We start from the raw sequence: 24,749 nt of genomic DNA on the forward strand, positions 1-24,749 counted from the left end.
CCCCCCGGGCCGTGCACCCCCCCCACCGCCACCCCCCCCCCCCCGCCCCCCCCCCCCCCCCCCCCCCCCCCCCCCCCCCCCCCCCCCCCCCCCCCCCCCCCCCCCCCCCCCCCCCCCCCCCCTCGCCGACGCCGGTGATGCCGACGACCTGCAGGCTCGGGGTGCTGCGCATCACGCGGCGCCCCCCCGCCCGGCGCCCAGCTCGGCGGCCAGGTCGGCGGCGAGGTCGAGGACGGCGCCGGCCAGGGCGGCGGTGGCCGCCGGGTCGCTCATCAGCAGGGGCCGGCGGCGCACCGCCAGCGGGCGGGGGCCGGGCTCCGGCTCCTCGTCGCCCTCGGCGATCAGCCAGCCGTCGAGGAAGTCGGCGTACAGGCCGGCCACGGCGGCGGCGGTGGTGGGCACCCCGATCGCCGCCAGGCACGCGTCGGCCATGCCGCGCACGGGCGCGCCGCCGATGACGGGGGAGACGCCCACGACGGGCGCGGCGGTGGCGCGCAGCGCCTCGCGCACGCCGGGCACGGCCAGCACGGAGCCGATGGAGACCACCGGGTTGCTCGGCGGCAGCACGACGACGTCGGCGCCGCGCAGCGCCTCCAGCACGCCGGGGGCCGGGCGGGCCCGCGCCGCGCCGACGGCCTCGATCGCCAGCGCGGGCACGGCGGCGTGCAGGCGCACCCACCACTCCTGGAAGTGCACGCGCCGGCCGCCGGCCTCGCCGTCGTGGGCGGCGCGCTCGCCCTCGGGCACCACGGCCAGGTCGACGTGGGTCTCCACGACGTCGTCGGTCATCGGCAGCAGCCGGGCGCCGGGGCGCCAGCGCCGGCACAGCTCGGCGGTGGCCTCGGACAGGGTGCGGCCCTCGGCGAGGGCCTGCGTGCGCACGAGGTGGGTGGCGATGTCCTTGTCGCCCAGGGTGAACCAGGTGGGGGTGCGCCCGTAGCGGGCCAGCTCGCCGGCGACGCCGTAGGACTCCTCGCCGCGGCCCCAGCCGCGGACCTCGTCGATGCCGCCGCCGAGCGTGTACATCACGGAGTCCAGGTCGGGGCTGATGCGCAGGCCGTGCAGGGTCACGTCGTCGGCGGTGTTCACCACGACGGTGACCTCGGCGTCGCGGCGGGCGGGGTCGGGGTCGGCGCGCAGCGCGGCGAGCAGGCCGCGCAGGAAGCGGGCGCCGCCGACGCCGCCGGCGAGGGCCGTGACGCGCAGGGGGGCGGGCCCGGGGGTCCCGGGGGTGGTGGAGCTCACCGGGTCATCGTCCCAGCCGCCGCCGCGGCGCTCCGGCCGCACCCGCCCGGGTGAGGCGCGGGGGGTGCGCCGGGGGTGCGCCGAGGGGTCGCGGAGGGGTGCGCCGGGGGGTCGCGGAGGGGGCGCGGACGGCGCCCGTGGGGCGGCTGGGGCGCACGGGGCGGGGGTGATACCACGCCGGGCTTGACTAGCGCGGATGACACGCGTGTAATTCCACCAGTGGTGGTCTTGCGTGACCGTCGCGTCACCCGTAGTGACAGACCGAGGCTGTGGGGGCTGCCCAGTGGAGATCGACGTCCAGCACCGCGACGAGGACGGCGGCTTCGGCCGTGCCGAGGAGCACGAGGAGCGCGAGGTGCAGCCGGAGCCGCACGGCCGCCCCGAGCTGCGCCTGGTGACGTCCCTGCCCGACCCGGCCGTCGGCCCGCCCACCGGCCTGTCCGGCCTGACGCCGGAGGACCCGGGCTGGCAGGAGCTCGCGCTGTGCGCGCAGACCGACCCCGAGGCGTTCTTCCCCGAGAAGGGCGGCTCCACCCGCGAGGCCAAGCGCGTGTGCCAGTCCTGCGAGGTGCGCCAGGAGTGCCTGGAGTACGCGCTGGGCAACGACGAGCGCTTCGGCATCTGGGGCGGGCTGTCCGAGCGGGAGCGCCGCCGCCTCAAGCGCCGCGCCGTCTGAACCGCCGCGCCGCCTGAACCGCCGCGCCGCCGGGCGGTCCGGTCGCCGTCTCAGTCGCCCTCGTAGCGCGGGTCCACCTCCTCGGGGTCCAGCTCCAGCAGGTGCGCCACCTGCTCGACCACGACGTCGGCGACCAGGTCCTCCAGGTCCTCGCCGCTGGCGCGCGTCTCCATGGGGCGCCGGTACAGCACCACGCGCGCCGGGCCGGAGGCGTCCGCGGGGAACAGCCGGCCCAGCGGCACGACCTCGTCCTCCCAGGGCGCCGGGTCGGAGGGCGGGACCTCCTCGACCGCGAACTCCACGCCGGCGAGCTGCTCGGCCCAGCGCCGCTCCAGCAGCTCCACCGCGTCCAGCACGAGGTCGTCGAAGCGCTCCGCGCGGCTGCGCGCCGCCGGCAGCGAGGCGGGCAGCAGCGGCCCGCGCAGGCCGCGGCCGTGCCGGTCGCGCCGCACTCGGCGGCGCCTGCGGTGCGCCCGGGGCGTGGTCACCGGCGCAGGGTACCGATCGCCCCGCCCGCCCGCCGCAGCACCGGACCGGCGCGCCGCCCCGGTCACGGAGCGGTCGCGGCCCGGTCGCGGGCCGGTCGCGGCCGGCCGGGGCGGGCGGCGCGACACGGCGCCGCGGCAGCGCGCCGCCGCCGGGCGCGCCCGATCGGCGGTAGCGTTCGGCGCGTGAACGCTCCCCGCACGAGTCCCGCCGGTGGCGGTGGTGGTCGTCCCGGCGCAGCGGTGCGGCGGTGCTCGCGGACGGCGTGCGGCCGGACCGCGGTCGCGACCCTGACCTACGTCTACTCCGACTCCACGGCCGTGCTCGGCCCGCTCGCGGCCTACGCCGAGCCGCACTGCTACGACCTGTGCGCCGAGCACGCCGAGCGCCTGACCGCGCCGCGCGGCTGGGAGGTCGTGCGCCTGGCGCCGGAGCTGGTGGAGGCCGCCAGCCGCCACGACGACCTGCTCGCCGTCGCCGACGCGGTGCGCGACCAGCCCGACGGCTCGCGCCCCGTGCTCGACCCCGACGCCCCGGCCGTGCGCCGCGGGCACCTGCGCGTGCTGCGCGAGGACCGCCGGCCCTGAGCCGGGCGCGCCCCGCCGGGCACCGGCCGGGGCGCCGTCCGGGGTGCCGTCCGGGGCGGTGCCCGCGGGTCCCCCGGTCGGGGGCTCAAGCCCGGGCGCGCGCGTGCCGATGCAGGGGCTGTCGCCCCGCGCATCGCCCCACGGAGGTCAGCACCGTGCCCGTCGGTCCCCAGAACACCCGCTCCTCGCGCCGCTCCCGCGCCGCCCGCCCCGCCCCGCCGCTGGGCTCGCTGACCCAGGCCGCCCACCGCGAGGGCACCGCCTGCGGCTCGTGCGGCAGCGAGCGCGTCACCCAGCTGTCGATGTCCCTCACCGACGGCACGCCCGTGCGCTTCGTGTCCTGCCACGTGTGCGAGGAGCGCACCTGGCTGTCGTCCGACGGCGGGCCGCTGTCCGTGGACGCCGTGCTGGACCGCACTCGCAAGGCGTGAGCGCGCGGCCGCCGCGCCCCGGCGCGGCGGCCCGGCCCGCCCCGTCCGCGACCGGGCCCGCCCGCGCGTGATCGCGGGAGCGGGCCCGCTCTCCCGGCGGCGCTTGTAGGCTCCCCGCGTGACCGCTTCCCTGTCGTCCGTCGTCAAGGCCTACGACGTCCGGGGGGTCGTCCCGGACCAGCTCGACGCCCCCGTCGTGGGGGGGGGGGGGGGGGGGGGGGGGGGGGGGGGGGGGGGGGGGGGGGGGGGGGGGGGGGGGCGCCCCCGCCCCGCGCGCAGTCGTGGGCCACGACATGCGCCCCTCCTCGCCGGAGCTGTCGGCCGCCTTCGCCGACGGCCTGGCCTCGCGCGGCGTGGACGTCACCCTGATCGGGCTGTGCTCCACCGACGGGCTGTACTTCGCCAGCGGCTCCCTGGACGTGCCCGGCGCGATGTTCACCGCCAGCCACAACCCCGCCCAGTACAACGGGATCAAGCTGTGCCGCTCGGGCGCGCGCCCGGTGGGCCAGGACACCGGCCTGGCCGCCGTGCGCGACCTGGCCCAGTCCTGGCTGGACGCCGGGGAGGTGCCCGCCGGGACGGGCCGGCGCGGCGAGGTCGGCGAGCGGGACCTGCTCGCCGAGTACGCCGCGCACCTGCGCTCCCTGGTGGACCTGTCCGGCGCGCGCCCGCTGAAGGTCGTCGTCGACGCCGGCAACGGCATGGCCGGGCACACCGTGCCCGCCGTCCTCGGCACGGGCGCCGGGCTGCCCGCGCTGCCGCTGGAGGTCGAGCCGATGTACTTCGAGCTCGACGGCACCTTCCCCAACCACGAGGCCAACCCGCTGGACCCGGAGAACCTGCGCGACCTGCAGGCCGCCGTCCCGCGCGCCGGCGCCGACCTCGGCCTGGCCTTCGACGGCGACGCCGACCGCTGCTTCGTCGTCGACGAGAAGGGCGACCCGGTCAGCCCCAGCGCCGTGACCGCGATGGTCGCCCGCCGCGAGATCGCCAAGGAGCTCGCCGCCGGCCGCAAGCCGATCGTCATCCACAACCTCATCACCTCCCGGGCCGTGCCGGAGATGGTCGAGGAGGACGGCGGCGTGCCGGTGCGCACCCGCGTGGGCCACTCCTTCATCAAGCAGCGCATGGCCGAGGAGGGCGCCGTCTTCGGCGGCGAGCACTCCGCGCACTACTACTTCCGCGAGTTCTGGTCCGCCGACACCGGCATGCTCGCCGCGATGCACGTGCTGGCCGCGCTCGCCGAGGACGACCGGCCGCTGTCGGAGCTGGCCGCCGAGTACGAGCGCTACGCCGCCAGCGGCGAGATCAACTCCACCGTCGAGGACGCCGCCGCCACCGCCGAGCGCGTCCTGGCCGCCGAGCAGGAGCTGGCGGGCCGCGAGGGCCGCGAGCTGCAGGTGGACCGCCTGGACGGCCTCACCGTCACCTGGCCGGGCGCGGACGGGGCGCCGATGTGGTGGTTCAACCTGCGCGCCTCCAACACCGAGCCGCTGCTGCGCCTGAACGCCGAGGGCGCCGACGGGGCCACCATGGTCGCCGTGCGCGACCGCGTGCTGGCCCTGGTGCGCGGGGGCGCCCGGTGAGCGCGCCCGCGGGCCCGCGCCTGGAGCCGTGGGTGCTGGAGCTGCTGCGCTGCCCGCTGACCGGCGAGCCGCTGGCGCCGGTGGAGGTGGACGGCGCGCCCTTCCTGGCCACCGCCGCCGGGGTGCGCTACCCGGTCGTCGACGGCGTGCCGGTGCTGCTGGTGGACGAGGCGCTGGACGTGCCCGCCGGTGCGCGCGGGGAGCTGGCGGGCCCGTGAGCGCCCTCGACGAGACCCTGCTCGGCGACGGCGACGCCCTCACCGCCGCCGACCCCTCGGGCGTGCTGCGCTCGCTGGCCGGTGCCGGCGCGCAGGTGCGCGAGGCGGTGGAGCTGTCCGCGCGGGCGGGCGTGGGGCGCCTGGCCGAGGAGGGCCGCCCGCGCGCCGTGGTCGTCGCCGCGCTGGGCGGGGCGTCGGTGGTCACCGACGTGCTGACCGCCCTGGCCGGCCGGGGCTGCCCGGTGCCGCTGGTGCCCCGCCGCGGCGGCCCGCTGCCGAGCTGGGTCGGGCCGCTGGACCTCGTGGTGGCCGTGTCGATGTCCGGGCGCGCGCCCGGCCCGCTGGCGCTGGCGGCCGAGGCCGCCCGCCGCGGGGCCCGCGTGGTCACCGTGGGCGCCGAGGGCTCCCCGCTGGCCGAGGTCGGCTCCCGCGGCGGCAACGTGCACGTGCCGCCGGCGCGCGGCGTGCGCGCCGTCGACGCGGGCACCCGCTCCTCGCGGGTGTCGCTGTGGTCGCTGCTGACGCCGGTGCTGCTGGCCGCCGACGCCCTGGACGTCGTGCGCACCCCCGCCGACGTGCTCACCGAGGTCGCCGACCGCCTCGACGCGGAGGCCGAGACGTGCCGGCCGTGGACGGAGCCCTTCGTCAACCCGGCCAAGGTGCTGGCCGTGGAGCTGGCCGGCACCGTGCCGGTGGTCCTGGCGGACGGGGACCTGACCGCCGCGGCCGCCCGCCGCGCCGCCTCCATGCTCGCGCGCACCGCGCGGGTGCCGGCGGTGGCCGGCGCGCTGCCCGACGACGCCAGCGAGGTCGTGGCCACCTTCGGCGGCCCGTTCGCCGCGCAGCCCGAGGACGTCTTCGCCGACCCGTTCCTGGACGGCCCGGTCGGCCCGCGCCTGCAGCTGACGCTGCTGCGCGACGCCCCCGCCGCCGTGCCGCACGAGGACCGCGTCGTGGCCGACGCGGTCGCCACGACGGCCGCCGACGCCGGCGTGCGGGTCAGCGAGGTCGTCGCCGAGCCGGGCGCGCCGCTGGTGCGCCTGGCCCAGCTCATCGCGCGCACCGACTTCGCCGCCGCCTACCTGGCGCTGGCCTCCGGCACGGACCCGGCCGCCTCGCCCCAGGTGGCGGACCTGCGCGACCGCCTGGGCTGAGCCGGTCGCGGAACGGCGTGCCGCGACCGGCGTCGGGCCCCGCGCGTACCCTGGGAGGGCTCCGGCGTCCGGTGATGCCGAGTGGCCCAGAGGGGCCGCGCCGGGAGTCCCGCACCGCCGATCACCCGGAGGGGTAGTCCCGCATGTCGTTCGAGTTCGAGGTCCGCGACCTCTCCCTGGCCGAGGCCGGCCGCCACGAGCTGCGCCTGGCCGAGCACGAGATGCCCGGCCTGATGTCCCTGCGCGCCGAGTTCGGCGAGTCCAAGCCGCTGGCCGGCGCCCGCATCGCCGGTTCCCTGCACATGACCGTGCAGACCGCCGTGCTCATCGAGACCCTCACCGCGCTGGGCGCGCAGGTCCGCTGGGCCAGCTGCAACATCTTCTCCACCCAGGACCAGGCCGCCGCCGCGGTCGTCGTGGGCGGGGGCACCCCCGAGGCGCCGGCCGGCGTGCCGGTGTTCGCCTGGAAGGGCGAGACCCTCGAGGAGTACTGGCGCCTGGCCGAGCGCATCTTCGACTGGGGCACCGACGCCGAGGGCCACCGCATCGGCCCCAACATGATCCTCGACGACGGCGGCGACGCCACGATGCTCGTGCTGGAGGGCAAGCGCTTCGAGGCCGCCGGCGCCGTGCCCGAGCCCACCGAGGAGGACTCCGAGGAGTACCGCGTCGTCCTGGAGCTGCTGCGCGCCAGCCTGGCGGAGGACCCGCAGCGCTGGACCCGCGTGGCCGAGGGCGTCCAGGGCGTCACCGAGGAGACCACCACCGGCGTGCACCGCCTGGCGGAGTACTTCCGCAACGGCGTCCTGCCCTTCCCCGCGATCAACGTCAACGACTCGGTGACGAAGTCGAAGTTCGACAACAAGTACGGCACCCGCCACTCCCTCATCGACGGGATCAACCGCGCCACCGACGTCCTCATCGGCGGCAAGGTCGCGGTCGTGTGCGGCTACGGCGACGTCGGCAAGGGCAGCGCGGAGTCGCTGCGCGGGCAGGGCGCGCGCGTGGTCGTCACCGAGATCGACCCCATCAACGCCCTGCAGGCCGCGATGGACGGCTACCAGGTCGTGCGCCTGGACGACGTCGTCGAGACCGCCGACATCTTCATCACCGCCACCGGCAACCGCGACGTGGTCATGGCCTCGGACATCGTCCGCATGAAGCACCAGGCGATCGTGGGCAACATCGGCCACTTCGACAACGAGATCGACATGGCCGGCCTGGGCCGCGTGCCCGGCGTGGAGAAGGTCGAGGTCAAGCCGCAGGTGCACGAGTGGCGGATCCCCGCCGACGGCGACCGCCCCGCGCACAGCGTCATCGTGCTGTCCGAGGGCCGGCTGCTGAACCTGGGCAACGCCACCGGCCACCCCAGCTTCGTCATGTCGAACTCGTTCACCAACCAGGTCCTCGCGCAGATCGAGCTGTTCACCCGGCGCGAGTCCTACCCGGTGGGCGTGCACGTGCTGCCCAAGCTGCTCGACGAGAAGGTCGCCCGCCTGCACCTGGACGCCCTCGGCGTGCGGCTGACGGAGCTGACCAAGACGCAGGCCGACTACCTGGGCATCGACGTCGCCGGCCCGTACAAGACCGACGAGTACCGGTACTGACCGCCCCGCACGGCTGACAGACTGCTGGTCCACGACCGCCCGGCGCCCGCGCGGCGCCGGGCGGTCCGCGTCCCGCCGGACCGCCGGCCGGGCGCACCCCACGCGAGGAGCACCATGACCGACCTGAGCGAGCTGCACCGGGCCCTGGCCGCGGTGCTCACCGCCGACCGCGCCCTCGACGAGGTGCTCGACGAGATCGTCGGTCTGGCCCGCAAGGCCCTGCCCGGTGCCGAGTCGGTCTCGATCACCCTGCTGCGCGGGGACAAGGCGTTCACCGCCGCCCACGACGGGCAGATGGCGCTGGACGCCGACGAGATGCAGTACGAGCGCGGCTACGGCCCCTGCATGGACGCCGGCCGGGCGGGCCAGGCGTTCATCGTCGAGGACATGGCCACCGACGAGCGCTGGCCCGACTACTCCCGACGTGCCGCCGAGGCCGGCGTCGGCAGCTCCATGTCGCTGCCGCTGCCCGTGCAGGGCCGCAGCCTGGGCGGGCTGAACTGCTACTCCAGCCGCCCGGGCGCCTTCGGCGAGGAGGAGGTCGCCCTCGGCCGGGAGGTCGCCACCTGGGTGGCGATCGCCGTGGCCAACGCCGACGCGCACGCCCGCTCGGCGGAGGACGCGGAGAACATGCGCCGCGCGATGGTCTCGCGCGCCGTGATCGAGCAGGCCAAGGGCGTGCTCGTCGAGCGGCACAAGATCACCCCCGAGCAGGCGTTCACCCTGCTGACGCGCTCCTCGCAGCACACCAACGTCAAGCTGCGCGAGGTCGCCGAGGAGCTCGTGACCACCGGGGTGCTGCGCGGCGCCGTGCGCTGAGCCGGTGTCCGGCCCGTCCACGACGGCGCACCGGCGCGGCTCCGCGCTGGGCGCGCGGGACGCGCCGCCGTGGGGCACCCTGGGGGGCCGCCGCACCTGAGGAGGACGAGCCGTGGGTCTCCTGGACCGGCTGCTGGGCCGCGACCGGCACCGGCAGCAGAAGCAGCAGCAGTGGGCGCCCCCGCCCGCGTCGCACCCGCCGTCGGCCCCGGGGCGCGCCCCGGGCGGCTCGTCGGACGAGGCGGCCATCGCGCGCTACCGGTACATGCTGCGCACCGCGCCGCCGGACCAGGTGGAGCAGGCGCACGCCGAGGCGTTCGCCAAGCTCACGCCCGAGCAGCGCCGGCAGGTGCTGGAGCAGCTCTCGGGCGTCGTGCCCGCCTCCGAGCTGCACGGCGACGACCCGGCCGCCCTGGCCCGCACGGCCACGCGCGCCGAGGTCAGCCGGCCCGGCACCCTGGTCCAGGTCTTCAACGGCGGGCCCGGCGGCTACGGGCCCGGCGGGGGCCGCGGCGGCTACGGCGCCGGCTACGGGCCCGGCGGCGGGTACGGCCGCGGCTTCGGCGGCGGCGGCTTCGGCGGGATGGGCGGCATGGGCGGCGGGATGGGCCTGGGCGGCGCGCTGCTGACCAGCGTGGCCGGCGCGTTCGTGGGCACCGCCATCGCCGACGCCCTCATCCCGGACGACTTCGGCAACGAGCACTGGGGCGACGACCAGGCCTACGAGGCCGGTGAGCAGGCCGGGTACGACGAGGGCTACGAGCAGGGCGCGGACGGCGGCGCGGACGGTGGCGCGGACGGCGGCGCGGACGAGGCCGGCGCGGGCTACGAGACCGCCGGCTACGACGAGGGCGGCGGATACGACGACGGCTTCGGCGACGGCGGCTTCGACGGGGGCGGCTTCGACGGGGGCGGCTTCGACGGCGGGGACCTGGAGGTCTGAGCGGGTCCCCGCAGCGGGCGCCCGGCCGCGCCCGCGCGCGCGTCCCCGGGCCGGCCGGGGCCCGGGTGGGGGCGCGCCGGGCCCCGCGGGATGATCGGGGCGTGCGGGCAGCGGGGCGGGGGACGGGCGAGTGAGGGCGAAGGCACCGCGGCGCGGCCGCGGGCGCTTCCCGGCGTCGGTGTACGAGCGCGGCGGCGAACCGGACCCGCGCTTCTCGCTGGCCAACGAGCGCACCTTCCTGGCCTGGATCCGCACCTCCCTGGCGCTGCTGGCCGCCGGCGTCGCGCTGGAGGGGCTGGCCCTGCCGCTGCAGCCGCAGCTGCGCCTGGCCGCCTCCCTCCTGCTGGTGCTGCTGGGCCTGCTGGCCCCCGCGCAGGCGTGGGCCGGCTGGGCGCGCGACGAGCGGGCCATGCGCCTGGGCGAGCCGCTGCGCTCCCCGGCCCTGGCCGCACCGCTGACCGCGGGCACCGCGCTGGCCGGGGTGCTGGTCCTGCTCGGGCTGCTGCTGCGGTGAGCGGCCCGGTGAACGGGCCGGTGAACGGTTCGGCCCTCTTCGACGCCGGCCTGCAGCCCGAGCGCACCGCCCTGGCCTGGCGGCGCACCGCCCTGTCCCTGGTGGTGGCCGGGCTGGGCGCGACGCGGCTGCTGCTGCCGCAGCTGGGCGCCGGTGCCGTGGTGCTGGGGCTGGCGGCGGCCTGCACCGGGGTGCTGGTGCACGTCCTGGCGTCCCGGCGCGCGCGGCGCACCACCGAGCGGCTGCTGCGCGCCGGGGACCTGGACGACCCGGCCGCCTCCGCGCACCTGCAGGCCCTCACCGCCGGTGCGTGCGCCCTGCTCGGCGCGGGCGCCCTGGCCCTCGTGCTCGCGCACGGCGCGGGAGCCCTGCCGTGACCCTGGACGAGGCCGCGGCGTGGGCGACGGTGCTGGGCGGGGCGGCCGTCCTGGTGGCGTTCGCGCGCTCGTGCGCGCACGTCGCCGCCCGCTACCACCAGCGCGAGCGGCGCCGCGCGCGCGCCACCGAGGACGGCCTGGACCGCGGGCGGATGGCGTGGTGGCGGCACGTGCGCGCCCGCTGGCGCTACCTGTGGGCCACCGGCCGGCTGCGGACCCCGCGGGAGGCCGGGGAGACGGGGGAGGCGAGGGGGGCGGCGCGGCGGGAGCCGCCGGGCTGAGCCGCCTCAGCGGCGCCCGAGGGAGCGCTCCAGCTCCGCCGTGCGCGCGGCCCGCCGCCGCAGCCGCACCAGCTCGCGGTCGCGGCGCTCCACGAGGACCGCGGCGATGAAGCGCTCGGGGTCCGTGCCCGCCGGCGGCGGCGGGGAGACGTGCCCCAGCAGCGCGTCGGCCAGCGACGCGCCCAGGGCGCTGCGCGAGGCGGCGTGCAGGGAGGTGGCGCGCCCCAGGAACTGCCGCGCGGCCACCACGGTCCCGTCGGGCAGGCGGCCGATGTCGGCCCGGCCCGCCCAGCCCGCCAGCTCCGGCGGCATCGGCGGCAGCGGCACGTGCTTGGCGGCGGTGCGCTCGCGCACCACGTAGGTGCCCGCGAGCAGGTCGCCCACCCGCTTGCCGCGGGCGCTGACGAGCGCGCAGATGATCGCCGGGCTGCCGGCCAGCGCCCACAGCTCGAAGAAGCCCGTCAGCGCGCGCACCAGCGCGTGCCGGAAGCGCACCGGCCCGCCGTCGTCGCGCACGGCCCGCACCCCGGCGGCCAGCTTGCCCGGGGAGCGGCCGCGGGTGGCGGTCTCCACCGCGGTGGGGACGCCGATCAGGCACAGCACCGTCTCGGCGAGCACGATCGCGGCGGTGGCGGCCTCGTCGGTGCTCGACAGCAGCGCGCGCGAGACGTACAGCAGCGCCCCGAGGAGCAGCAGCTGCACCAGCGCGTCGATCGCGGCGGCCAGCAGCCGGGAGGCGAAGGACGCCGCGCGCAGGCCCAGGACCACCGCCTCGCCGGTGACGACGTCCCCGACGGGGTCGGCCACCCGCGGCGCGGCAGCGCCGAGCCCCGGGGTCCCGCCGAGACCCGGGGTCCCGCCGGGCCCGGGGGCCCCGGCGCCCGGGGGCGCGGCGGGGGGCGGGACGTCCGTGGGGGCCACCGCAGCACCGTACCGGCCGGGGCGCCGCCCGCCCCCGGCTCACTAGGCTCGTCGGCGTGGACGTCGACGCCTTCCGGGCCGTGCACGAGCAGGAGTGGGCGCGGCTGCGCGAGCTGGTGCGCCGGCGGCACCTGACGGGACCGGAGGCCGACGAGCTCGTCGTCCTCTACCAGCGCACCGCCACCCACCTGTCGGTGCTGCGCTCGGCGCAGTCCGAGCCGGTGCTGCTGGACGAGCTGTCCACGCTGCTGGTGCGCGCCCGCTCCCGCCTGACCGGCTCGCGGTACACCGCCTGGGGGCAGCTGCGGCACTTCACCGTGCGCGGCCTGCCGGCGGCGCTGTGGCGGGTGCGCTGGTGGAGCCTGGCGGCGGCGGCGTACACCGTCGTGCTCGCCACGGCCGCCGGGGCGTGGGTGGCGGGGAACACGCGCGCGCAGGCGAGCCTGTTCGGCTCCGACGCCGACGTCCGCCGCCTGGTCGAGCAGGACTTCGCCGGCTACTACTCCGAGTACGCCAACGCCTCGTTCGCCGGGCGGGTGTGGACGAACAACGCGCTGGTCGCCGCGACCTGCGTGGTCCTGGGGATCACCGGGGTGTTCGTGCTCTTCGCGCTGACGCAGAACGCCCTCAACGTGGGCCTGCAGGGCGGGCTGCTGGTGGACAACGGGCGCGGGGAGCTGTTCTTCGGCCTCATCGCCCCGCACGGCATCCTCGAGCTGACCGCCGTGTTCGTCGCCGCCGGGGCCGGGCTGAAGCTGTTCTGGACGTGGGTGGCGCCCGGCACCCGCGGGCGCGCGCAGGCGCTGGCCACCGAGGGCCGGGCGATGGTGGGCATCGCCCTCGGGCTGGTCTTCGTGCTCCTCGTCTCCGGCCTCATCGAGGGGTTCGTCACGCCCTCGCCGCTGCCCACGGCCGCGCGCGTCGGGATCGGGGTGCTCGCCGAGGTCGCGTTCCTGCTCTACGTGCTGCTGCTGGGCCGGCCCGCCGCGGCGGCGGGGGAGACCGGCGACGTGGAGGCCCGCTTCGCCGGCGACACCGCCCCCGTGCGCGGCTGAGGCGCCCCCGGTCCACCGGCCGCCCCGCTCGCCGGGCTCACAGGCGCCCGGCGGCCTTCAGCGCCAGGTACCGGTCCGCCAGCGCCGGGGCCAGCTCGTCGGGGGAGGCGTGCACCACCTCCACGCCCAGCCGCGTCAGCAGCGCCGCGGTGGCCTCGCGCTCGGCGGCGGCCGTCTCCGCCGCCGCCGCCGCGTACACCTGCTCGGCGTCGGCGCGCGAGCGCGCCAGCCGGGCCAGCGCCGGGTCGTCCACCGCCGCCAGCACCACGGTGTGCCGCGCCGCGAGCTGCTCCAGCACCGCCACCAGGCCCGAGTCCAGCACCGAGGCGTCCAGCGCCGTCAGCAGCACCACCAGCGCGCGCCGGCGCGCCATCGAGCGCACCTCGGTGGCCACCGCGTCCCAGTCCGCCTCCACCAGCGAGGGCTCCAGGCCCGCCAGGGCCTCCACCAGGCCCGGCAGCAGGCCCGCGCGCGAGCCGCCGCGCACCCGCGCGCGCACCCGCCGGTCGTGCGCCAGCAGGTCCACCCGGTCCCCGGCGCGCGCCGCCAGCGCCGCCGTCAGCAGCGCCGCCTCGATCGCGGCGTCCAGGCGCACCTCCAGCCCGCCCGGCCCGCCGCCCAGGCGGGCGGCCGCGGTGCGCGAGGCGTCCAGCACCAGCACCACCCGCCGGTCGCGCTCGGGCCGCCAGGTGCGCACCACCACCGCGTCGCGGCGCGCGGTGGCCCGCCAGTCGATCGAGCGCACGTCGTCGCCGTCGACGTACTCGCGCAGGGAGTCGAACTCGGTGCCCTGCCCGCGGTGCTGCACGGCGCTGCGCCCGTCCAGCTCGCGCAGGCGCGCCAGCCGCGAGGGCAGGTGCCGGCGCGAGGAGAACGGCGGCAGCACCCGCAGCCGCCCCGGCAGCGGCAGGGAGCGCTGCCGCGCGGCCAGCCCCAGCGGCCCGGCGCAGCGCACCGTGACGCGGTCGGCCAGCCGGTCGCCGCGGCGGGTGGGCACCAGCACGGTGCCCAGCCGGGCGCGCTCGCCCGGCGGCAGGTCCAGGCGGTGGCGGTCCCGGCGCGCGCCCGCCGAGGGCTGCCACGCGTCGCGCAGCACCCCGCGCACCCGGCGCCGCCCGGTGTTGGCCACCAGCAGCTCGGCGGTGACCGGCTCGCCCAGGCGCACCGCCGGCAGCGGGGCGCGGTGCACCGACAGCGCCCGCGGGGAGGCGGCCAGCGCCACGTCCAGCGCCACCAGCGCCGCCGACAGCGCCAGCCACGCCCAGAACGCGCCCCAGCCCGGCCGGGCCACCACCAGGGCCGTGCCGAGCAGCACCAGCAGCGGCGCCCGCCCGGTCAGCGCCACCGCGCCCCCTCCGCCACCGCGGCCCGCGCCCTCACCGGGGCACGGGCACGGTGCTGAGCACCGAGTCCAGCACCGCGTCCACGCTCACCCCGTCCAGCTCCGCCTCCGGGCGCAGCTGCACCCGGTGCCGCAGCGTCGGGCGCGCCAGGTCCTTGACGTCGTCGGGGGAGACGTAGTCGCGCCCGGACAGCCACGCCCACGCCCGCGCCGTCGCCAGCAGCGCCGTGGCCCCGCGCGGGGAGACCCCCAGCGCCAGCGACGGCGAGGAGCGCGTGGCCCGGCACACGTCCACCACGTAGCCCAGCACCTCGCGCGAGACCTGCACCTCCCGCACCGAGCGGGTGGCCACCGCCAGGTGCGCCGGGGTGGCCACCGCGCGCACGCCGGCGGCGGCCAGGTCGCGCGGGTCGAAGCCGGCGGCGTGCCGGGCCAGCACCTCCACCTCGTCCTCGCGCGCCGGCAGCGGCAGCGTCAGCTTCAGCAGGAACCGGTCCAGCTGCGCCTCCGGCAGCGGGTAGGTGCCTTCGTACTCCACGGGGTTCTGGGTGGCCGCCACGATGAACGGCGAGGGCAGCGGGCGCGGCACCCCGTCCACCGAGACCTGCCGCTCCTCCATGGCCTCCAGCAGCGAGGCCTGCGTCTTGGGCGGGGTGCGGTTGACCTCGTCGGCCAGCAGCAGGTTCGTGAAGACCGGGCCCTCGCGGAAGCTGAAGCGCGCCGTCTGCGCGTCGTACACCAGCGAGCCGGTCACGTCGCCGGGCATCAGGTCGGGGGTGAACTGCACCCGCTTGGTGTCCAGCTCCAGCGCCGCCGCCAGGGTGCGCACCAGCAGCGTCTTGGCCACGCCGGGCACGCCCTCCAGCAGCACGTGCCCGCGGCACAGCAGCGCGATGACCAGGCCGGTGACGGCGGGCTCCTGGCCGACGACGGCCTTGGCGACCTCCTGGCGCACCGCCCGCAGCGCCTGGCGCGCCTCCTCCACCGCCGCGCCGCCGCCCGCCCCGACGGCCCCGGCGGGCTCGGGGGTGCTGGCGGGCGCGTCGGCGCCCTGGACCGGGGTCTCGCTCACGTGGGGCCCTCCGCGGGGTCGTGGGGTCGTGGGGTTCTCGGGGTCGTGCGGGTGCGCGCCGCGCCGGGCGCTCGCCGGGCGCTCACGTGCCGCGCGAGCGCACCCGGCGCTCCAGGGCGTCCAGGTCCGCGGCCAGCACCACCAGCGCCGCGTCGTCGGCGGGGTCGGGGCCGTCCAGCAGGCCCAGCACCCGCCCGGCGGGCGCGCCCGTCAGCCACGCCACCTGGTCGGCGACGTCGCCGGGGCCGGCGGTGGCGTCCAGGCGCACCAGCAGGCGCAGGCGCCGCAGCGTCGCCGCGCGCAGCGCCCGCGCGGCCCGGTCGCGCGCGCCGGCGGCGGCGTACAGGCGCCCGTGGCCCTCCACCGTCTCGGCCGCGCGCACCACCACCGGCAGCGGCTCGCCCACCAGCGGGCCCAGCCGGCGCCCGCGCCACAGCACCGCCGCCAGGGCCGCGGTCAGCAGCAGGGCCGCGCCGGGCAGCACCCACCGCGGCGCCAGCGCGCGCAGCGGCTCGGCCGCAGCGCCGGTGTCCAGCGGGTCGGGCAGGTACCACACCAGGGTCGGGGAGGTGCCCAGCGCGCGCAGCGCCAGGGCGGCGTTGCCGTCCTCGCCGGCGCGCCGGTTGGTGATCGGGTCGGGCGCGCCGACCACGACGACCTCCCCGCGCCCGGTGGCCGGGTCGGCGGGCACCTCCACCCACGACCCGCCGTAGCAGGAGGTGCCGGCCGCCCCGGCCAGCAGCGCGTAGCCGCGACCGCCCGCGCGCGCCTCCCCGGCCGCGGCGGGCGCCGGCGCGGAGCAGCCGGGCTCCAGCAGGCGCACGGGCCGCTCGCCGGTCTCGCGCACGCCGGGCGCCACCCGCTCCAGCGCGCCCGCCGCCGGGGCCAGCAGCACCAGCCGCGCCCCGGTGCCGGCCAGCGCGTCCCAGCGCCCGGCGTCGAGCAGGCCGGGGTCGGTGACGAGCACGGTGGTGCCGGGCCCGCCCGCGCGCGCGGCGGCCAGCGCGCCGTCGAAGGAGCGCTGCTGGCGCACCCGCACGCCCTGCCCCTCCAGCACCCGCGCCACGGCCCGCCCGCCCCCGGGGGCGGTGGAGTCCGCGGCCAGCGCCTCGCGGGAGGTGCGCGGCGTCAGCAGCGTCACCAGCAGCACCAGGCCCAGCACGAGCGCGGTCACCGCCGCGGGCCCGCGCCAGGCCCGGCGCGGGCGCGCGGGGCCGGTGGGCGCGGCGACGTCGAGGGGCCCGGCGGCGGCCGTGCTCACCGCGCGGCCCCCTGCGGCGCCGGCGGGCGCGCGGCGGCCACGTCCACCAGGACGCGGCGCACGGCGTCGTCGGTGACGGCCGAGGCGCGGCGGCCGCCGTAGCGCACGTCCTCGAAGGCGCGCGCGGCGCGCGCCAGCCCGTCCGCGCAGCCCGGCAGCACCGCGGCCGCCTCCACGGCGGCCTCGTGCGCGGTGCGGCCCGGGCGGCGGTCCAGCAGCGCCCGCTCCTCCAGCGAGCGCACCAGGGCGCGGAAGCGCTCGGTGACCGCCTCGTCCCAGCGCCCGGCCGCGGCGGCCTCGTCGGCGCGGCGCACGTGCGCCGACGACGGCTCCGGCCCGGCCTCGAAGACCTCCTCCGCCGGCGCGCGCCCGCTGCGGCGCAGCGGCCCGGCCACCAGCAGCACGACGGCGACCACGGCCAGCAGCAGCAGCACCACCACCAGCACCGCCGTCGGCCCGCTGCCCACCGCCGGCACCTGCACCGCCTGCAGCTTCTCCAGCAGCCAGTCCCAGGCCCGCACCAGCCACGAGCCGCGGTCCTGGCGGTACTCGCGCCCGGCGAGCTCCTCGGCGAGCAGCCGGCGCGCCCCCGCCCGGTCCGGCTGCACCGGCACGCCCGCGAGCAGCGCCCCCAGGGCGCTCACCCGCCCGAGGCGGCGCGGTGCAGCTCCACGTCCAGTCCCTCGCGCCGCACCCGCAGGTCCACGTACAGCAGCGCCGTCACCGAGGCCAGGAACGGGTAGGCGACCACGCTGCCCAGCACCGAGCCCAGGGTGCTCACCGCCTGCGAGGCGGCCACGCTGACCGTCACCGAGCCGCCGTCGAGCAGCGCCATGACCAGCGAGCCGAGCAGCGCGAACGGCGTCTGCACGGCGGCCACGACGACGAGGACCACCACGCTCGTCAGCAGCAGCACGCCCAGCACGCGCCAGGTCGACCCGCGCGTCAGCCGCCACGAGCGCCCCAGGGAGCGGCGCACCGACAGCCCCTCCAGCAGCAGCGCCGGCGCGGCCATCGACCACTTCGCCCACAGCCACAGGCCGGTCGCCACCCACGCGAGCAGGCCCGCCAGCAGCAGCACCACCCCGCTCGCCACTGCCGCGCCGGCGTCGGCGAGCACGAGCACCAGCACCCCGGGCACCAGCGCCAGCGCGCCCACCCCGCCGGCCAGGGTCACCAGCACCGAGAGCAGCAGCAGCGGCAGCAGCCGCGGGCGGCTGACCCGCCACAGCTCCGCCACGGAGATCGTGCGCCCCAGCACGGCGCGGCTGACGCTGAGGATGAGCACGCCGTTGAGCAGCTGCACCGAGACCACCTGCAGCAGCGTGCTGAGCAGGACCAGCGGCCCGGAGGAGGTCAGGCCCAGCAGCAGCTCGGCGGGGTCGCCGGTGCCGGCCTCCAGCGCGGTGGTGGTGCGCACCACGTCGCGGGCCACGAGCACGGAGGCGACCACGGTGACCGCCGAGGTGGCCACGACCACCAGCGCCGACAGGCCCACCATGACGCGCGGGTTCTGCCGGAACGCGCGGAAGGCGCCGTCCCAGATCTCGCCCAGGCCCAGCGGGCGCAGCGGCACGATGCCCGGCTGCGGCCCGCCCGCGCCCGGCGCGGACCAGCCCGGCCGGCCCCACGCGGCCCGCGGGTCCGGCGCGCCGGCCGTCCACGCGCCGGGCACCGGCCCGTCCGGACCGCCCTGACCGCCCGGCCCGCCCGCCCCGCCGCCGGGGGAGGACCACCCGCCCGGGGCGTCGCCCGGGCCCTGCCACTGGCTCATCGACCCCGCCCTCGATCGCTCCTCGCCCCATCGTGCCAGAGCCGCCCGCCGCCGCTCCGGCTCGCCCGCCGCCCGCCGCCCGCGGTGCCGCGCCGCGCCGCGCGGGCGCGGAGCACCCCGCCCCGGGCCCGCGGCGGGCAGGATGGACCCATGAGGGGACGAGTGCTCGTGGTCGACGACGACACCGCGCTCGCCGAGATGCTCGGCATCGTGCTGCAGGGCGAGGGGCTGGAGGCGCGCTTCTGCGCCGACGGCGACCAGGCCCTGGAGGCGTTCCGGGCCACCCGCCCGGACCTGGTGCTGCTGGACCTGATGCTGCCCGGCACCGACGGCATGGAGGTGTGCCGGCTCATCCGCGCCGAGTCCGGGGTGCCGATCGTCATGCTCACCGCCAAGAGCGACACCGTGGACGTCGTGCTGGGCCTGGAGGCCGGCGCCGACGACTACGTCGTCAAGCCGTTCAAGCCCAAGGAGCTCGTGGCGCGGGTGCGCGCGCGGCTGCGCTCGGCGGGGGAGCGCCCGCCGGAGACGCTGCGCATCGGCGACCTGACCGTCGACGTCGCCGGGCACTCCGTGCGCCGCGACGGCCGCTCGCTGCCGCTGACGCCGCTGGAGTTCGAGCTGCTGGTCACCCTGGCGCGCAAGCCGTGGCAGGCGTTCACCCGCGAGGTGCTGCTGGAGCAGGTGTGGGGGTACCGCCACGCCGCCGACACCCGCCTCGTCAACGTCCACGTGCAGCGGCTGCGCTCCAAGATCGAGAAGGACCCCGAGCACCCCGAGATCGTCGTGACCGTCCGCGGAGTGGGGTACCGCGCGGGACCGCTGTGAGGCGCCCGGCCCTGCCCCGCCCGCCGGCCGCGCCCCCGGCCCGGCCGGCCCGCCCCGCGCGCGACCTGCGCCGCCTGGCCCGCCGCGGGCTGCTGCGGCGCTGGCGCGAGTCCCTGCAGCTGCGGGTGGTCGTCATCACCACCGCCCTGGGCCTGCTGGTGGCCCTGGCGGTGGGCACCTACCTGCTCGACGCCGTCGCCGACGGCCTCGTCGAGGAGCGCGAGCGCGTGGCGCTGGCCGACGCCGCCCGCGCCGCCGCCACCGCCCAGGCCCAGTTCGACGCCTCCACCCCCGGCACCGACGCCGACGTCGAGCAGCTCGCCGGCGACGTGGTCTCCGCCCTGGAGGGCCCCGGGCCCGACCGGCTGCGCGGGGTGCTGCTGCTGGCGCCCGGCCCGGCCGCGGCCGGCGCCGCGCCCGTGCGGGACCTGGTCTCCGAGGGGCTCTCCCCGGCCGACGTGCCGGCGTCCCTGCGCCGCGCGGTGGCCTCCTCCGACGTGCAGCAGCTGCAGCTGGTGGACCTCTCCGGCGGGGCGGGCGCCCCCAGCCTCGTGGTCGGCTCGAGCGTGGCGCTGCCGCGCGCGGGGGAGCGGCAGCTGTACTTCGTCTACCCCCTCACCAGCGAGCAGCGCACCACCGACCTCGTGCGCGCCGCGTTCGCCGGCGGCGGGCTGGCCCTGGTGGTGCTGGTGGCCACGGTGGCCTGGGTGGTGGCGCGCATGGTCGTGCAGCCGGTGCGCGAGGCGGCCGGCACCGCCGAGCGCCTGGCCGGCGGCCGCCTGGACGAGCGGATGCGGGTGCGCGGCAGCGACGACCTGGCCCGCCTGGCCAGCGCCTTCAACGCCATGGCCGCCGGCATGCAGGAGCACATCGGCCGGCTGGAGGAGCTCTCCCGGCTGCAGCAGCGCTTCGTCTCCGACGTCAGCCACGAGCTGCGCACCCCGCTGACGACGATCCGGATGGCCGGGGAGGTCATCCACGACGCCCGCGCCGGCTTCGAGCCGGTCGTGGCCCGCTCGGCGGAGCTGCTGCTGACCCAGCTGGAGCGCTTCGACACCCTGCTGGCGGACCTGCTGGAGATCAGCCGCTTCGACGCCGGGGCGGCCGCGCTGGAGCCGGACCCGCAGGACGTGCGGGCCCTGGTGCACCGCGTGGTGGACTTCACCGCCGCGCTGGCCGAGCGGCGCGGCAGCGCGGTCCTGGTCTCCGAGCCCGCCTCCCCGTGCACCGCGGAGGTGGACGCGCGCCGCATCGAGCGGGTGCTGCGCAACCTGCTCGGCAACGCCGTCGAGCACGGCGAGTCGCGCCCCATCGAGGTGACCGTGGTGTGCGACGAGACGGCCGTGGCGGTGGGCGTGCGCGACCACGGGGTGGGCCTGGCCCCGGCGCAGCTGGCGCGCGTGTTCGACCGGTTCTGGCGCGCCGACCCGGCGCGGGCGCGCACCACCGGCGGCAGCGGCCTGGGCCTGGCCATCGCGCTGGAGGACACCCGCCTGCACGGCGGCCGGCTGGAGGTGTGGGGCAGCCCCGGGCACGGCTGCCACTTCGTGCTGACGGTGCCGCGGGTGGTGGGCCGGCCGCTGCGCTCGTGCCCGCTGCCGGTGGTGCCGGTGGGCTGGCGCCGGGCGGTCGCGGCGCTGCCGGCGGGCCGGGCGGTCCCCGGCCCCGCCGGTGCGGCCGGTGCCGCCGGTGCCGGCTCGGCGGGGGCTGCCCCGTGACGCCCCGCGCGCCCGGGTCCTCCGGGACGCCCGGCCCGCCGCGCCGGGCCGTGGTGGCGCTGGCGCTGGCGGCGGTGAGCGGGTGCGCGGGCCTGCCGCGCTCGGGGCCGGTGGTGGCGGGCTCGCGCGTGCAGGACGACCCCCGCCTGGGCCTGGTGCGGGTGGTCCCGCAGGGCCCCGTGCCCGGCGCGGCGCCGGAGGAGGTCGTGCACGGCTTCCTGCTGGCGGCGGCCACCGGCGGGGGCGAGCAGGCCGTGGCGCGCGAGTTCCTCTCCCCGGGCGCGCGGCGCACCTGGCGGCCGGACGCGTCCACGACGCTGCTGCGCGCGGTGCCCCGGGTGCGCGCCGCCGGCCCGCCCGCCGCCGGCACCGCCGCCGTGGTGGTCTCCGGCGACGTCGTCGCCGAGATCGACGCGGGGGGCCGCTACTCCCAGCGCCCCGCGGGCACCGCGCTGCAGCGCACGCTGCGCCTGGTGCGGGTGGAGGGCGAGTGGCGCGTGGACGTGCCCGGCGACGGCCGGCTGCTGACGCAGGTGGACGCCTCCCGCTCGCTGCGCCCCTTCCCCGTCTGCTTCGCCACCGTCGACGCCGCCCAGCTCGTCGCCGACGTGCGCTGGTTCGCCTACGACTCCTCCACCGCCACCCGCGCGGTCACCGAGCTGCTGGCCGGCCCCTCGCCGTGGCTGGCCCCGGCGGTGCTCACCGGCGCCCCGCCGGGCACCCGCCTGCGCACCGGCACCGTGCCCGTCGCCGACGGCACCGCGACGGTGGACCTGACGGCCCCGGCGCTGCGGGCCGCCCCCGAGCGGCGCGCGGTGCTGCTGGCGCAGCTGCGCGCCGGCCTGACCCGGCTGCCGGGGGTGGAGGACGTCGTGGTGCGCGTGGACGGCGCCGAGCTGACGCGCGGGTCCTCCCCGCCGGTGCCCGACCCGCCGCTGGTGCTGCCCGTGACCGACGTGCGGCTGGTGCTGGTCGGCCCCTCCGGCGTGGCGCGCTGGGACCGCTCCTCGGTGCAGCCGGTGCCCGGCGCGGCCGGCGCCGCCGCCGGCGCCCGGCACCCCGCGGTCGCCCCCGACGGCTCGTGCACCGCGTGGCTGGTGGACGAGGGGCGCACCCTGCGGGTGCAGGCCGGGCGCGAGGCCGAGCCGGTCGCCGTGGACGCCGGCGGGGCGGTGCTGGCCCCGCCCTCGATCGACCGGCACGGGTGGGTGTGGGTGGTGCCCACCACCGCCGGCGCCGCGCCCGCGGTGGTGCGGGCGCAGGACCCCGCCGGCGGGCGCAGCGCCGTGGAGCCGCCGGCGGAGGGCCTGGGCGGGCGGGTCCTGCGCGCGCGCCCCTCCCGCGACGGCGCGCGGCTGCTGCTGGTGCGGCAGGAGACCGGCGGCGCGGTGCACGTGCAGGTGCGCGGCGTGGTGCGCGGGGCCGCCGGCCGGCCCCTGCGCCTGGCCGGGGCCTCCCCGGAGCTGGTGCCCGGCGCCGGGGAGGTCCTGGACGCCTCCTGGCTGGGCGACGACCGGGTGGTGGTCCTGGTGCGCCCCGGCCCCGGGCAGGACCCGGTGCCGCTGGTCTCGCAGCTCTCCGGCCCGGCGCAGCGGCTGGCGCCGGTGCCGGGCGCGGAGTCGGTGGCGTGCGGGTGGAACGACCGCGAGGTGGTGGTGGGCACCTCCGCGGGCCGGCTGCTGACCCGCAGCGGCGCGACCTGGTCGCCGGTCCTGGACGGGCGCGACCCGGCCTACCCGGGCTGAGCACCCCCTCGCCCGCCGCCCGCCGTCCGCCCGCCGCCCGCCCACCGGGGCGCACCGCGCGCCGCGGGAGCCGCAGCCCGCGCCGGGCGGCGCCCGCCGGGCGCGGCTGTGGACGGGGGCGGCCGCGCGGTGCCGCCGCGGGCACGCTCGCGCCGTGCGCCCCCACGACCCCCCGCCCCGCCCGCCGGCCGACGGCCCGCCGCCCGCAGCTGCGCGGCCCGGCCCCGCCGCCCTGCTGCGCGCCGCGGCGGACCTGCTGTGGCCGGCCGCGTGCGGCGGGTGCGCCCGGCCCGGGCCGGTGTGGTGCCCCGCGTGCGCCCGCGCCCTGGCGGCGGGGCCGCGGAGGCTGGAGCTGGCCGACGGCACCGCGCTGGTGGCCGCCGCCGCGCACGCCGGCCCGGCCCGAGAGCTGCTGCTGGAGGTCAAGGAGCGCCACCGCGCCGAGCTGCGCCCCGTGGCCGCCGCCGCCCTCGCCGGCGCCGTCGGCGCCCTGGTGGACGGCGCGCCGCCCGGCGCGCCGCTGCCGCTGGTCCCGGTGCCCTCGCGCCGCGCCAGCCGCCGCGAGCGCGGCGGCGACCTCGTCGCCGACCTGGCCGCCCGCGCCGCCGCGCACCGCCGCGCCGCGGGGGCGCCCACCGCGGTGGTGCGCGCGCTGCGCGTGCGCCGGCGCGTCGTGGACCAGACCCTGCTGGGCGCGCGCGAGCGGCGCGCCAACCTCGCCGGCGCCTTCGCCGTGCGCGGCCCCGTCCCGCCCGGCCCGTGCGTGGTCGTCGACGACGTCGCCACCACCACGGCGACCGCGGCCGAGGCCGTGCGGGCCCTGCGCGCGGCCGGGGCCCGGGTGCTGGGGGTGGCCTGCCTGACCGCCGCCGCGCCGGCCGCCCGGGCGCCCGGGCGGGGGGGCCCGCCGCCCTCCGCGTGGGCAGAGGCCGCGGTGGGGGACTAGCGTTGGTCCATGGCAGCCGGACCCGGTGTCACGCCGGTCTCGCGCCCCCTGGTGCCCGACGGCGGGCACGGGTCGGGGGACGTCTCCGCACGCGCCCCGAGGCTGCCTGTGCCGCGCGACCTCCCCGAGGAGGTGGCGCTCGGCACGAGGTGACGGTCCGAGGCGGGCCGGCCCCTCGGCCGGCGCCGCCCAGCGAACGAGGGAGGCATCCCGTGGAAGTTGTGGTCACCGGACGGCACACCGAGGTCAAGGAGAGGTTCCGCAGTCACGCCGAGTCCAAGCTGGAGAAGGTGACGCAGCTCGCGCCGCGCGCCCAGCGGGTCGACGTCGAGGTCTCGCACGAGAACAACCGCCGCCAGCCCGACAGCTGCGAGCGCGTGGAGATCACCGTGCGCGACAAGGGGCCCGTGGTGCGCGCCGAGGCGTGCGCGGACGACCCGTACGCCGCGCTCGACCTGGCCGTGACCAAGCTGATGGAACGGCTGCGGCGCTCGCGCGACCGCCGCAAGGTCCACCACGGCCGCCGCCGCAACGAGAGCGTGCGCCAGCCGGCGGCACCGGGCCTGAGCGACGAGGCGCTGGCCGGGGCCGCCCTGGCCGACGCCGGCGCCGAGCACGAGCCGGCGACCCCGGCGGTGATGGCGGACTCGCACCCGCCGGCCGAGGCGGTCAGCCCGGTGGAGGAGGGCACCGACGCCTCGCCGGTCGTCATCCGCGAGAAGACCCACGAGGCCGTGCCGATGACGCTGGACCAGGCGCTGTACGAGATGGAGCTCGTCGGGCACGACTTCTACCTCTTCGTCGACGCCGCCACCGGCTGCCCCAGCGTCGTCTACCGGCGCCGCGGCTGGGACTACGGCGTGATCCACCTCGACGTGCACGAGGCCGGGTCCGCAGGAGCGGCCCCCGAGGGCGCCGCGCGCTCCGGATCCGACGCCGCCCTGGCGGCCGTGGTGGGGCTCGGGACGCGCTGAGCGCGCACGGCCGGCGCCACCGGCGCGGGCCGGCGGGACGGGCCGGCGGGGACCCCGCCGGCGCAACACCCGTCGTAGTAGCGCGCCCGCCGCTCGGCCAGGCGGGGGTCCGGGCCGCCCACCAGGGTGCGCTGGTCCGCCGGGGTGCCGGCCACGGCGACGTCGCCGTCGCGGTCGGTGCGCAGCACC

Annotated in this window: 25 protein-coding genes and 1 pseudogene; 18 read left to right on the forward strand and 8 right to left on the reverse strand. The window is 79.2% G+C overall.

The genetic code is table 11. From position 1 onward, the window contains the following. Positions 1 to 171: 171 nt before the first annotated feature. Positions 172 to 1,206, reverse strand: a complete 1,035-nt coding sequence (gene cofD, locus ACRYR7_RS14410) for a 2-phospho-L-lactate transferase (RefSeq protein ID WP_432572821.1) — start codon at positions 1,204 to 1,206, stop codon at positions 172 to 174. Positions 1,207 to 1,648: 442 nt separating this feature from the next. On the opposite strand from cofD, the gene ACRYR7_RS14415 reads away from it, so the two are divergent. Beyond that, a complete protein-coding gene (locus tag ACRYR7_RS14415; RefSeq protein WP_432572822.1) occupies positions 1,649 to 1,921 on the forward strand; it encodes a WhiB family transcriptional regulator in 273 nt (90 codons plus the stop codon). Positions 1,922 to 1,971: 50 nt separating this feature from the next. Here ACRYR7_RS14415 and ACRYR7_RS14420 read toward each other — a convergent pair whose 3' ends face one another. After that, complete coding sequence (locus tag ACRYR7_RS14420; RefSeq protein WP_432572798.1) at positions 1,972 to 2,409, reverse strand: metallopeptidase family protein; 438 nt, start codon at positions 2,407 to 2,409, stop codon at positions 1,972 to 1,974. Between the two features lie 183 nt (positions 2,410 to 2,592). On the opposite strand from ACRYR7_RS14420, the gene ACRYR7_RS14425 reads away from it, so the two are divergent. The 11 genes and pseudogenes from ACRYR7_RS14425 (at position 2,593) to ACRYR7_RS14475 (ending at position 10,924) form a co-directional block, all read left to right on the forward strand. Continuing rightward, on the forward strand, positions 2,593 to 2,994 hold the full coding sequence (locus ACRYR7_RS14425; protein ID WP_432572799.1) for a DUF3499 domain-containing protein: 402 nt from the start codon (positions 2,593 to 2,595) through the stop codon (positions 2,992 to 2,994). Between the two features lie 155 nt (positions 2,995 to 3,149). Next, positions 3,150 to 3,425 (forward strand): hypothetical protein, encoded by a 276-nt coding sequence (locus tag ACRYR7_RS14430; protein ID WP_432572800.1) that lies wholly within the window; start codon positions 3,150 to 3,152, stop codon positions 3,423 to 3,425. 118 nt (positions 3,426 to 3,543) lie between these two features. Beyond that, positions 3,544 to 5,011, forward strand: a pseudogene (locus tag ACRYR7_RS14435) (phosphomannomutase/phosphoglucomutase). Next, entirely contained in the window at positions 5,008 to 5,229 is a 222-nt protein-coding gene (locus ACRYR7_RS14440) for a Trm112 family protein (protein ID WP_432572801.1), read from the forward strand. The pseudogene ACRYR7_RS14435 and the gene ACRYR7_RS14440 overlap by 4 nt, the downstream one beginning before the upstream one ends. Next, positions 5,226 to 6,383, forward strand: coding sequence for an SIS domain-containing protein (locus tag ACRYR7_RS14445; protein WP_432572802.1), 1,158 nt, complete (start codon positions 5,226 to 5,228; stop codon positions 6,381 to 6,383). The genes ACRYR7_RS14440 and ACRYR7_RS14445 overlap by 4 nt, the downstream gene beginning before the upstream one ends. 143 nt (positions 6,384 to 6,526) lie before the next feature. Then, positions 6,527 to 7,990 carry an adenosylhomocysteinase gene (gene ahcY / locus ACRYR7_RS14450; protein ID WP_432572803.1) on the forward strand — a complete coding sequence of 488 codons (1,464 nt, stop codon included), beginning with the start codon at positions 6,527 to 6,529 and terminating at the stop codon, positions 7,988 to 7,990. A gap of 114 nt (positions 7,991 to 8,104) precedes the next feature. After that, complete coding sequence (locus ACRYR7_RS14455) at positions 8,105 to 8,809, forward strand: ANTAR domain-containing protein (protein ID WP_432572804.1); 705 nt, start codon at positions 8,105 to 8,107, stop codon at positions 8,807 to 8,809. A 112-nt stretch (positions 8,810 to 8,921) separates the two neighbouring features. Beyond that, positions 8,922 to 9,752, forward strand: coding sequence for a hypothetical protein (locus ACRYR7_RS14460; RefSeq protein ID WP_432572805.1), 831 nt, complete (start codon positions 8,922 to 8,924; stop codon positions 9,750 to 9,752). A gap of 130 nt (positions 9,753 to 9,882) precedes the next feature. Then, entirely contained in the window at positions 9,883 to 10,266 is a 384-nt protein-coding gene (locus ACRYR7_RS14465; protein ID WP_432572806.1) for a YidH family protein, read from the forward strand. Between the two features lie 20 nt (positions 10,267 to 10,286). Then, positions 10,287 to 10,643 (forward strand): DUF202 domain-containing protein, encoded by a 357-nt coding sequence (locus ACRYR7_RS14470; protein WP_432572807.1) that lies wholly within the window; start codon positions 10,287 to 10,289, stop codon positions 10,641 to 10,643. Then, on the forward strand, positions 10,640 to 10,924 hold the full coding sequence (locus ACRYR7_RS14475; protein ID WP_432572808.1) for a hypothetical protein: 285 nt from the start codon (positions 10,640 to 10,642) through the stop codon (positions 10,922 to 10,924). The genes ACRYR7_RS14470 and ACRYR7_RS14475 overlap by 4 nt, the downstream gene beginning before the upstream one ends. A gap of 6 nt (positions 10,925 to 10,930) precedes the next feature. Here the strand turns inward: ACRYR7_RS14475 and ACRYR7_RS14480 are convergent, their stop codons facing one another. Beyond that, positions 10,931 to 11,731: an RDD family protein gene (locus tag ACRYR7_RS14480; protein WP_432572809.1), complete on the reverse strand. Its 801-nt coding sequence runs from the start codon at positions 11,729 to 11,731 to the stop codon at positions 10,931 to 10,933. A gap of 170 nt (positions 11,732 to 11,901) precedes the next feature. Here ACRYR7_RS14480 and ACRYR7_RS14485 point away from each other — a divergent pair, with 170 nt between their 5' ends. Further along, positions 11,902 to 12,900 carry a stage II sporulation protein M gene (locus ACRYR7_RS14485; protein WP_432572810.1) on the forward strand — a complete coding sequence of 333 codons (999 nt, stop codon included), beginning with the start codon at positions 11,902 to 11,904 and terminating at the stop codon, positions 12,898 to 12,900. Positions 12,901 to 12,937: 37 nt separating this feature from the next. Here ACRYR7_RS14485 and ACRYR7_RS14490 read toward each other — a convergent pair whose 3' ends face one another. The 5 genes from ACRYR7_RS14490 to ACRYR7_RS14510 all read right to left on the reverse strand — a co-directional run bounded on the left by ACRYR7_RS14490 (position 12,938) and on the right by ACRYR7_RS14510 (position 18,349). Continuing rightward, on the reverse strand, positions 12,938 to 14,245 hold the full coding sequence (locus ACRYR7_RS14490; RefSeq protein ID WP_432572811.1) for a DUF58 domain-containing protein: 1,308 nt from the start codon (positions 14,243 to 14,245) through the stop codon (positions 12,938 to 12,940). A 31-nt stretch (positions 14,246 to 14,276) separates the two neighbouring features. Beyond that, on the reverse strand, positions 14,277 to 15,314 hold the full coding sequence (locus ACRYR7_RS14495) for an AAA family ATPase (RefSeq protein WP_432572812.1): 1,038 nt from the start codon (positions 15,312 to 15,314) through the stop codon (positions 14,277 to 14,279). A gap of 82 nt (positions 15,315 to 15,396) precedes the next feature. Beyond that, complete coding sequence (locus ACRYR7_RS14500) at positions 15,397 to 16,575, reverse strand: DUF4350 domain-containing protein (protein ID WP_432572813.1); 1,179 nt, start codon at positions 16,573 to 16,575, stop codon at positions 15,397 to 15,399. Further along, positions 16,572 to 17,219 carry a DUF4129 domain-containing protein gene (locus ACRYR7_RS14505; RefSeq protein WP_432572814.1) on the reverse strand — a complete coding sequence of 216 codons (648 nt, stop codon included), beginning with the start codon at positions 17,217 to 17,219 and terminating at the stop codon, positions 16,572 to 16,574. Before ACRYR7_RS14505 ends, ACRYR7_RS14500 begins: the two co-directional genes overlap by 4 nt. Further along, entirely contained in the window at positions 17,216 to 18,349 is a 1,134-nt protein-coding gene (locus ACRYR7_RS14510; protein ID WP_432572815.1) for a glycerophosphoryl diester phosphodiesterase membrane domain-containing protein, read from the reverse strand. The genes ACRYR7_RS14505 and ACRYR7_RS14510 overlap by 4 nt, the downstream gene beginning before the upstream one ends. A 150-nt stretch (positions 18,350 to 18,499) precedes the next feature. Here ACRYR7_RS14510 and mtrA point away from each other — a divergent pair, with 150 nt between their 5' ends. From mtrA to hpf, 5 genes are all read left to right on the forward strand, one after another. Then, positions 18,500 to 19,177 (forward strand): MtrAB system response regulator MtrA, encoded by a 678-nt coding sequence (gene mtrA / locus ACRYR7_RS14515; RefSeq protein WP_432572816.1) that lies wholly within the window; start codon positions 18,500 to 18,502, stop codon positions 19,175 to 19,177. Next, complete coding sequence (gene mtrB / locus ACRYR7_RS14520; protein WP_432572817.1) at positions 19,174 to 20,895, forward strand: MtrAB system histidine kinase MtrB; 1,722 nt, start codon at positions 19,174 to 19,176, stop codon at positions 20,893 to 20,895. Before mtrA ends, mtrB begins: the two co-directional genes overlap by 4 nt. Beyond that, positions 20,892 to 22,640 carry an LpqB family beta-propeller domain-containing protein gene (locus ACRYR7_RS14525; protein ID WP_432572818.1) on the forward strand — a complete coding sequence of 583 codons (1,749 nt, stop codon included), beginning with the start codon at positions 20,892 to 20,894 and terminating at the stop codon, positions 22,638 to 22,640. Before mtrB ends, ACRYR7_RS14525 begins: the two co-directional genes overlap by 4 nt. 154 nt (positions 22,641 to 22,794) lie before the next feature. Then, positions 22,795 to 23,586: a ComF family protein gene (locus ACRYR7_RS14530; protein ID WP_432572819.1), complete on the forward strand. Its 792-nt coding sequence runs from the start codon at positions 22,795 to 22,797 to the stop codon at positions 23,584 to 23,586. 212 nt (positions 23,587 to 23,798) lie between these two features. Further along, positions 23,799 to 24,560, forward strand: coding sequence for a ribosome hibernation-promoting factor, HPF/YfiA family (gene hpf / locus ACRYR7_RS14535; RefSeq protein WP_432572820.1), 762 nt, complete (start codon positions 23,799 to 23,801; stop codon positions 24,558 to 24,560). Positions 24,561 to 24,749 lie beyond the last annotated feature (189 nt).

Source organism: Kineococcus gurbantunggutensis (genome assembly GCF_050871925.1).
In the GTDB taxonomy this organism is placed as follows: Bacteria; Actinomycetota; Actinomycetes; order Actinomycetales; family Kineococcaceae; genus Kineococcus.

What these genes read in the sequence shown, in the direction of transcription:
- ahcY (WP_432572803.1), top strand. Translation starts at nt 6,527, where the DNA reads ATGTCGTTCGAGTTCGAGGTCCGCGACCTCTCCCTGGCCGAGGCCGGC.
- mtrA (WP_432572816.1), top strand. Translation starts at nt 18,500, where the DNA reads ATGAGGGGACGAGTGCTCGTGGTCGACGACGACACCGCGCTCGCCGAG.
- ACRYR7_RS14510 (WP_432572815.1), bottom strand. Translation starts at nt 18,349, where the DNA reads ATGAGCCAGTGGCAGGGCCCGGGCGACGCCCCGGGCGGGTGGTCCTCC.
- ACRYR7_RS14455 (WP_432572804.1), top strand. Translation starts at nt 8,105, where the DNA reads ATGACCGACCTGAGCGAGCTGCACCGGGCCCTGGCCGCGGTGCTCACC.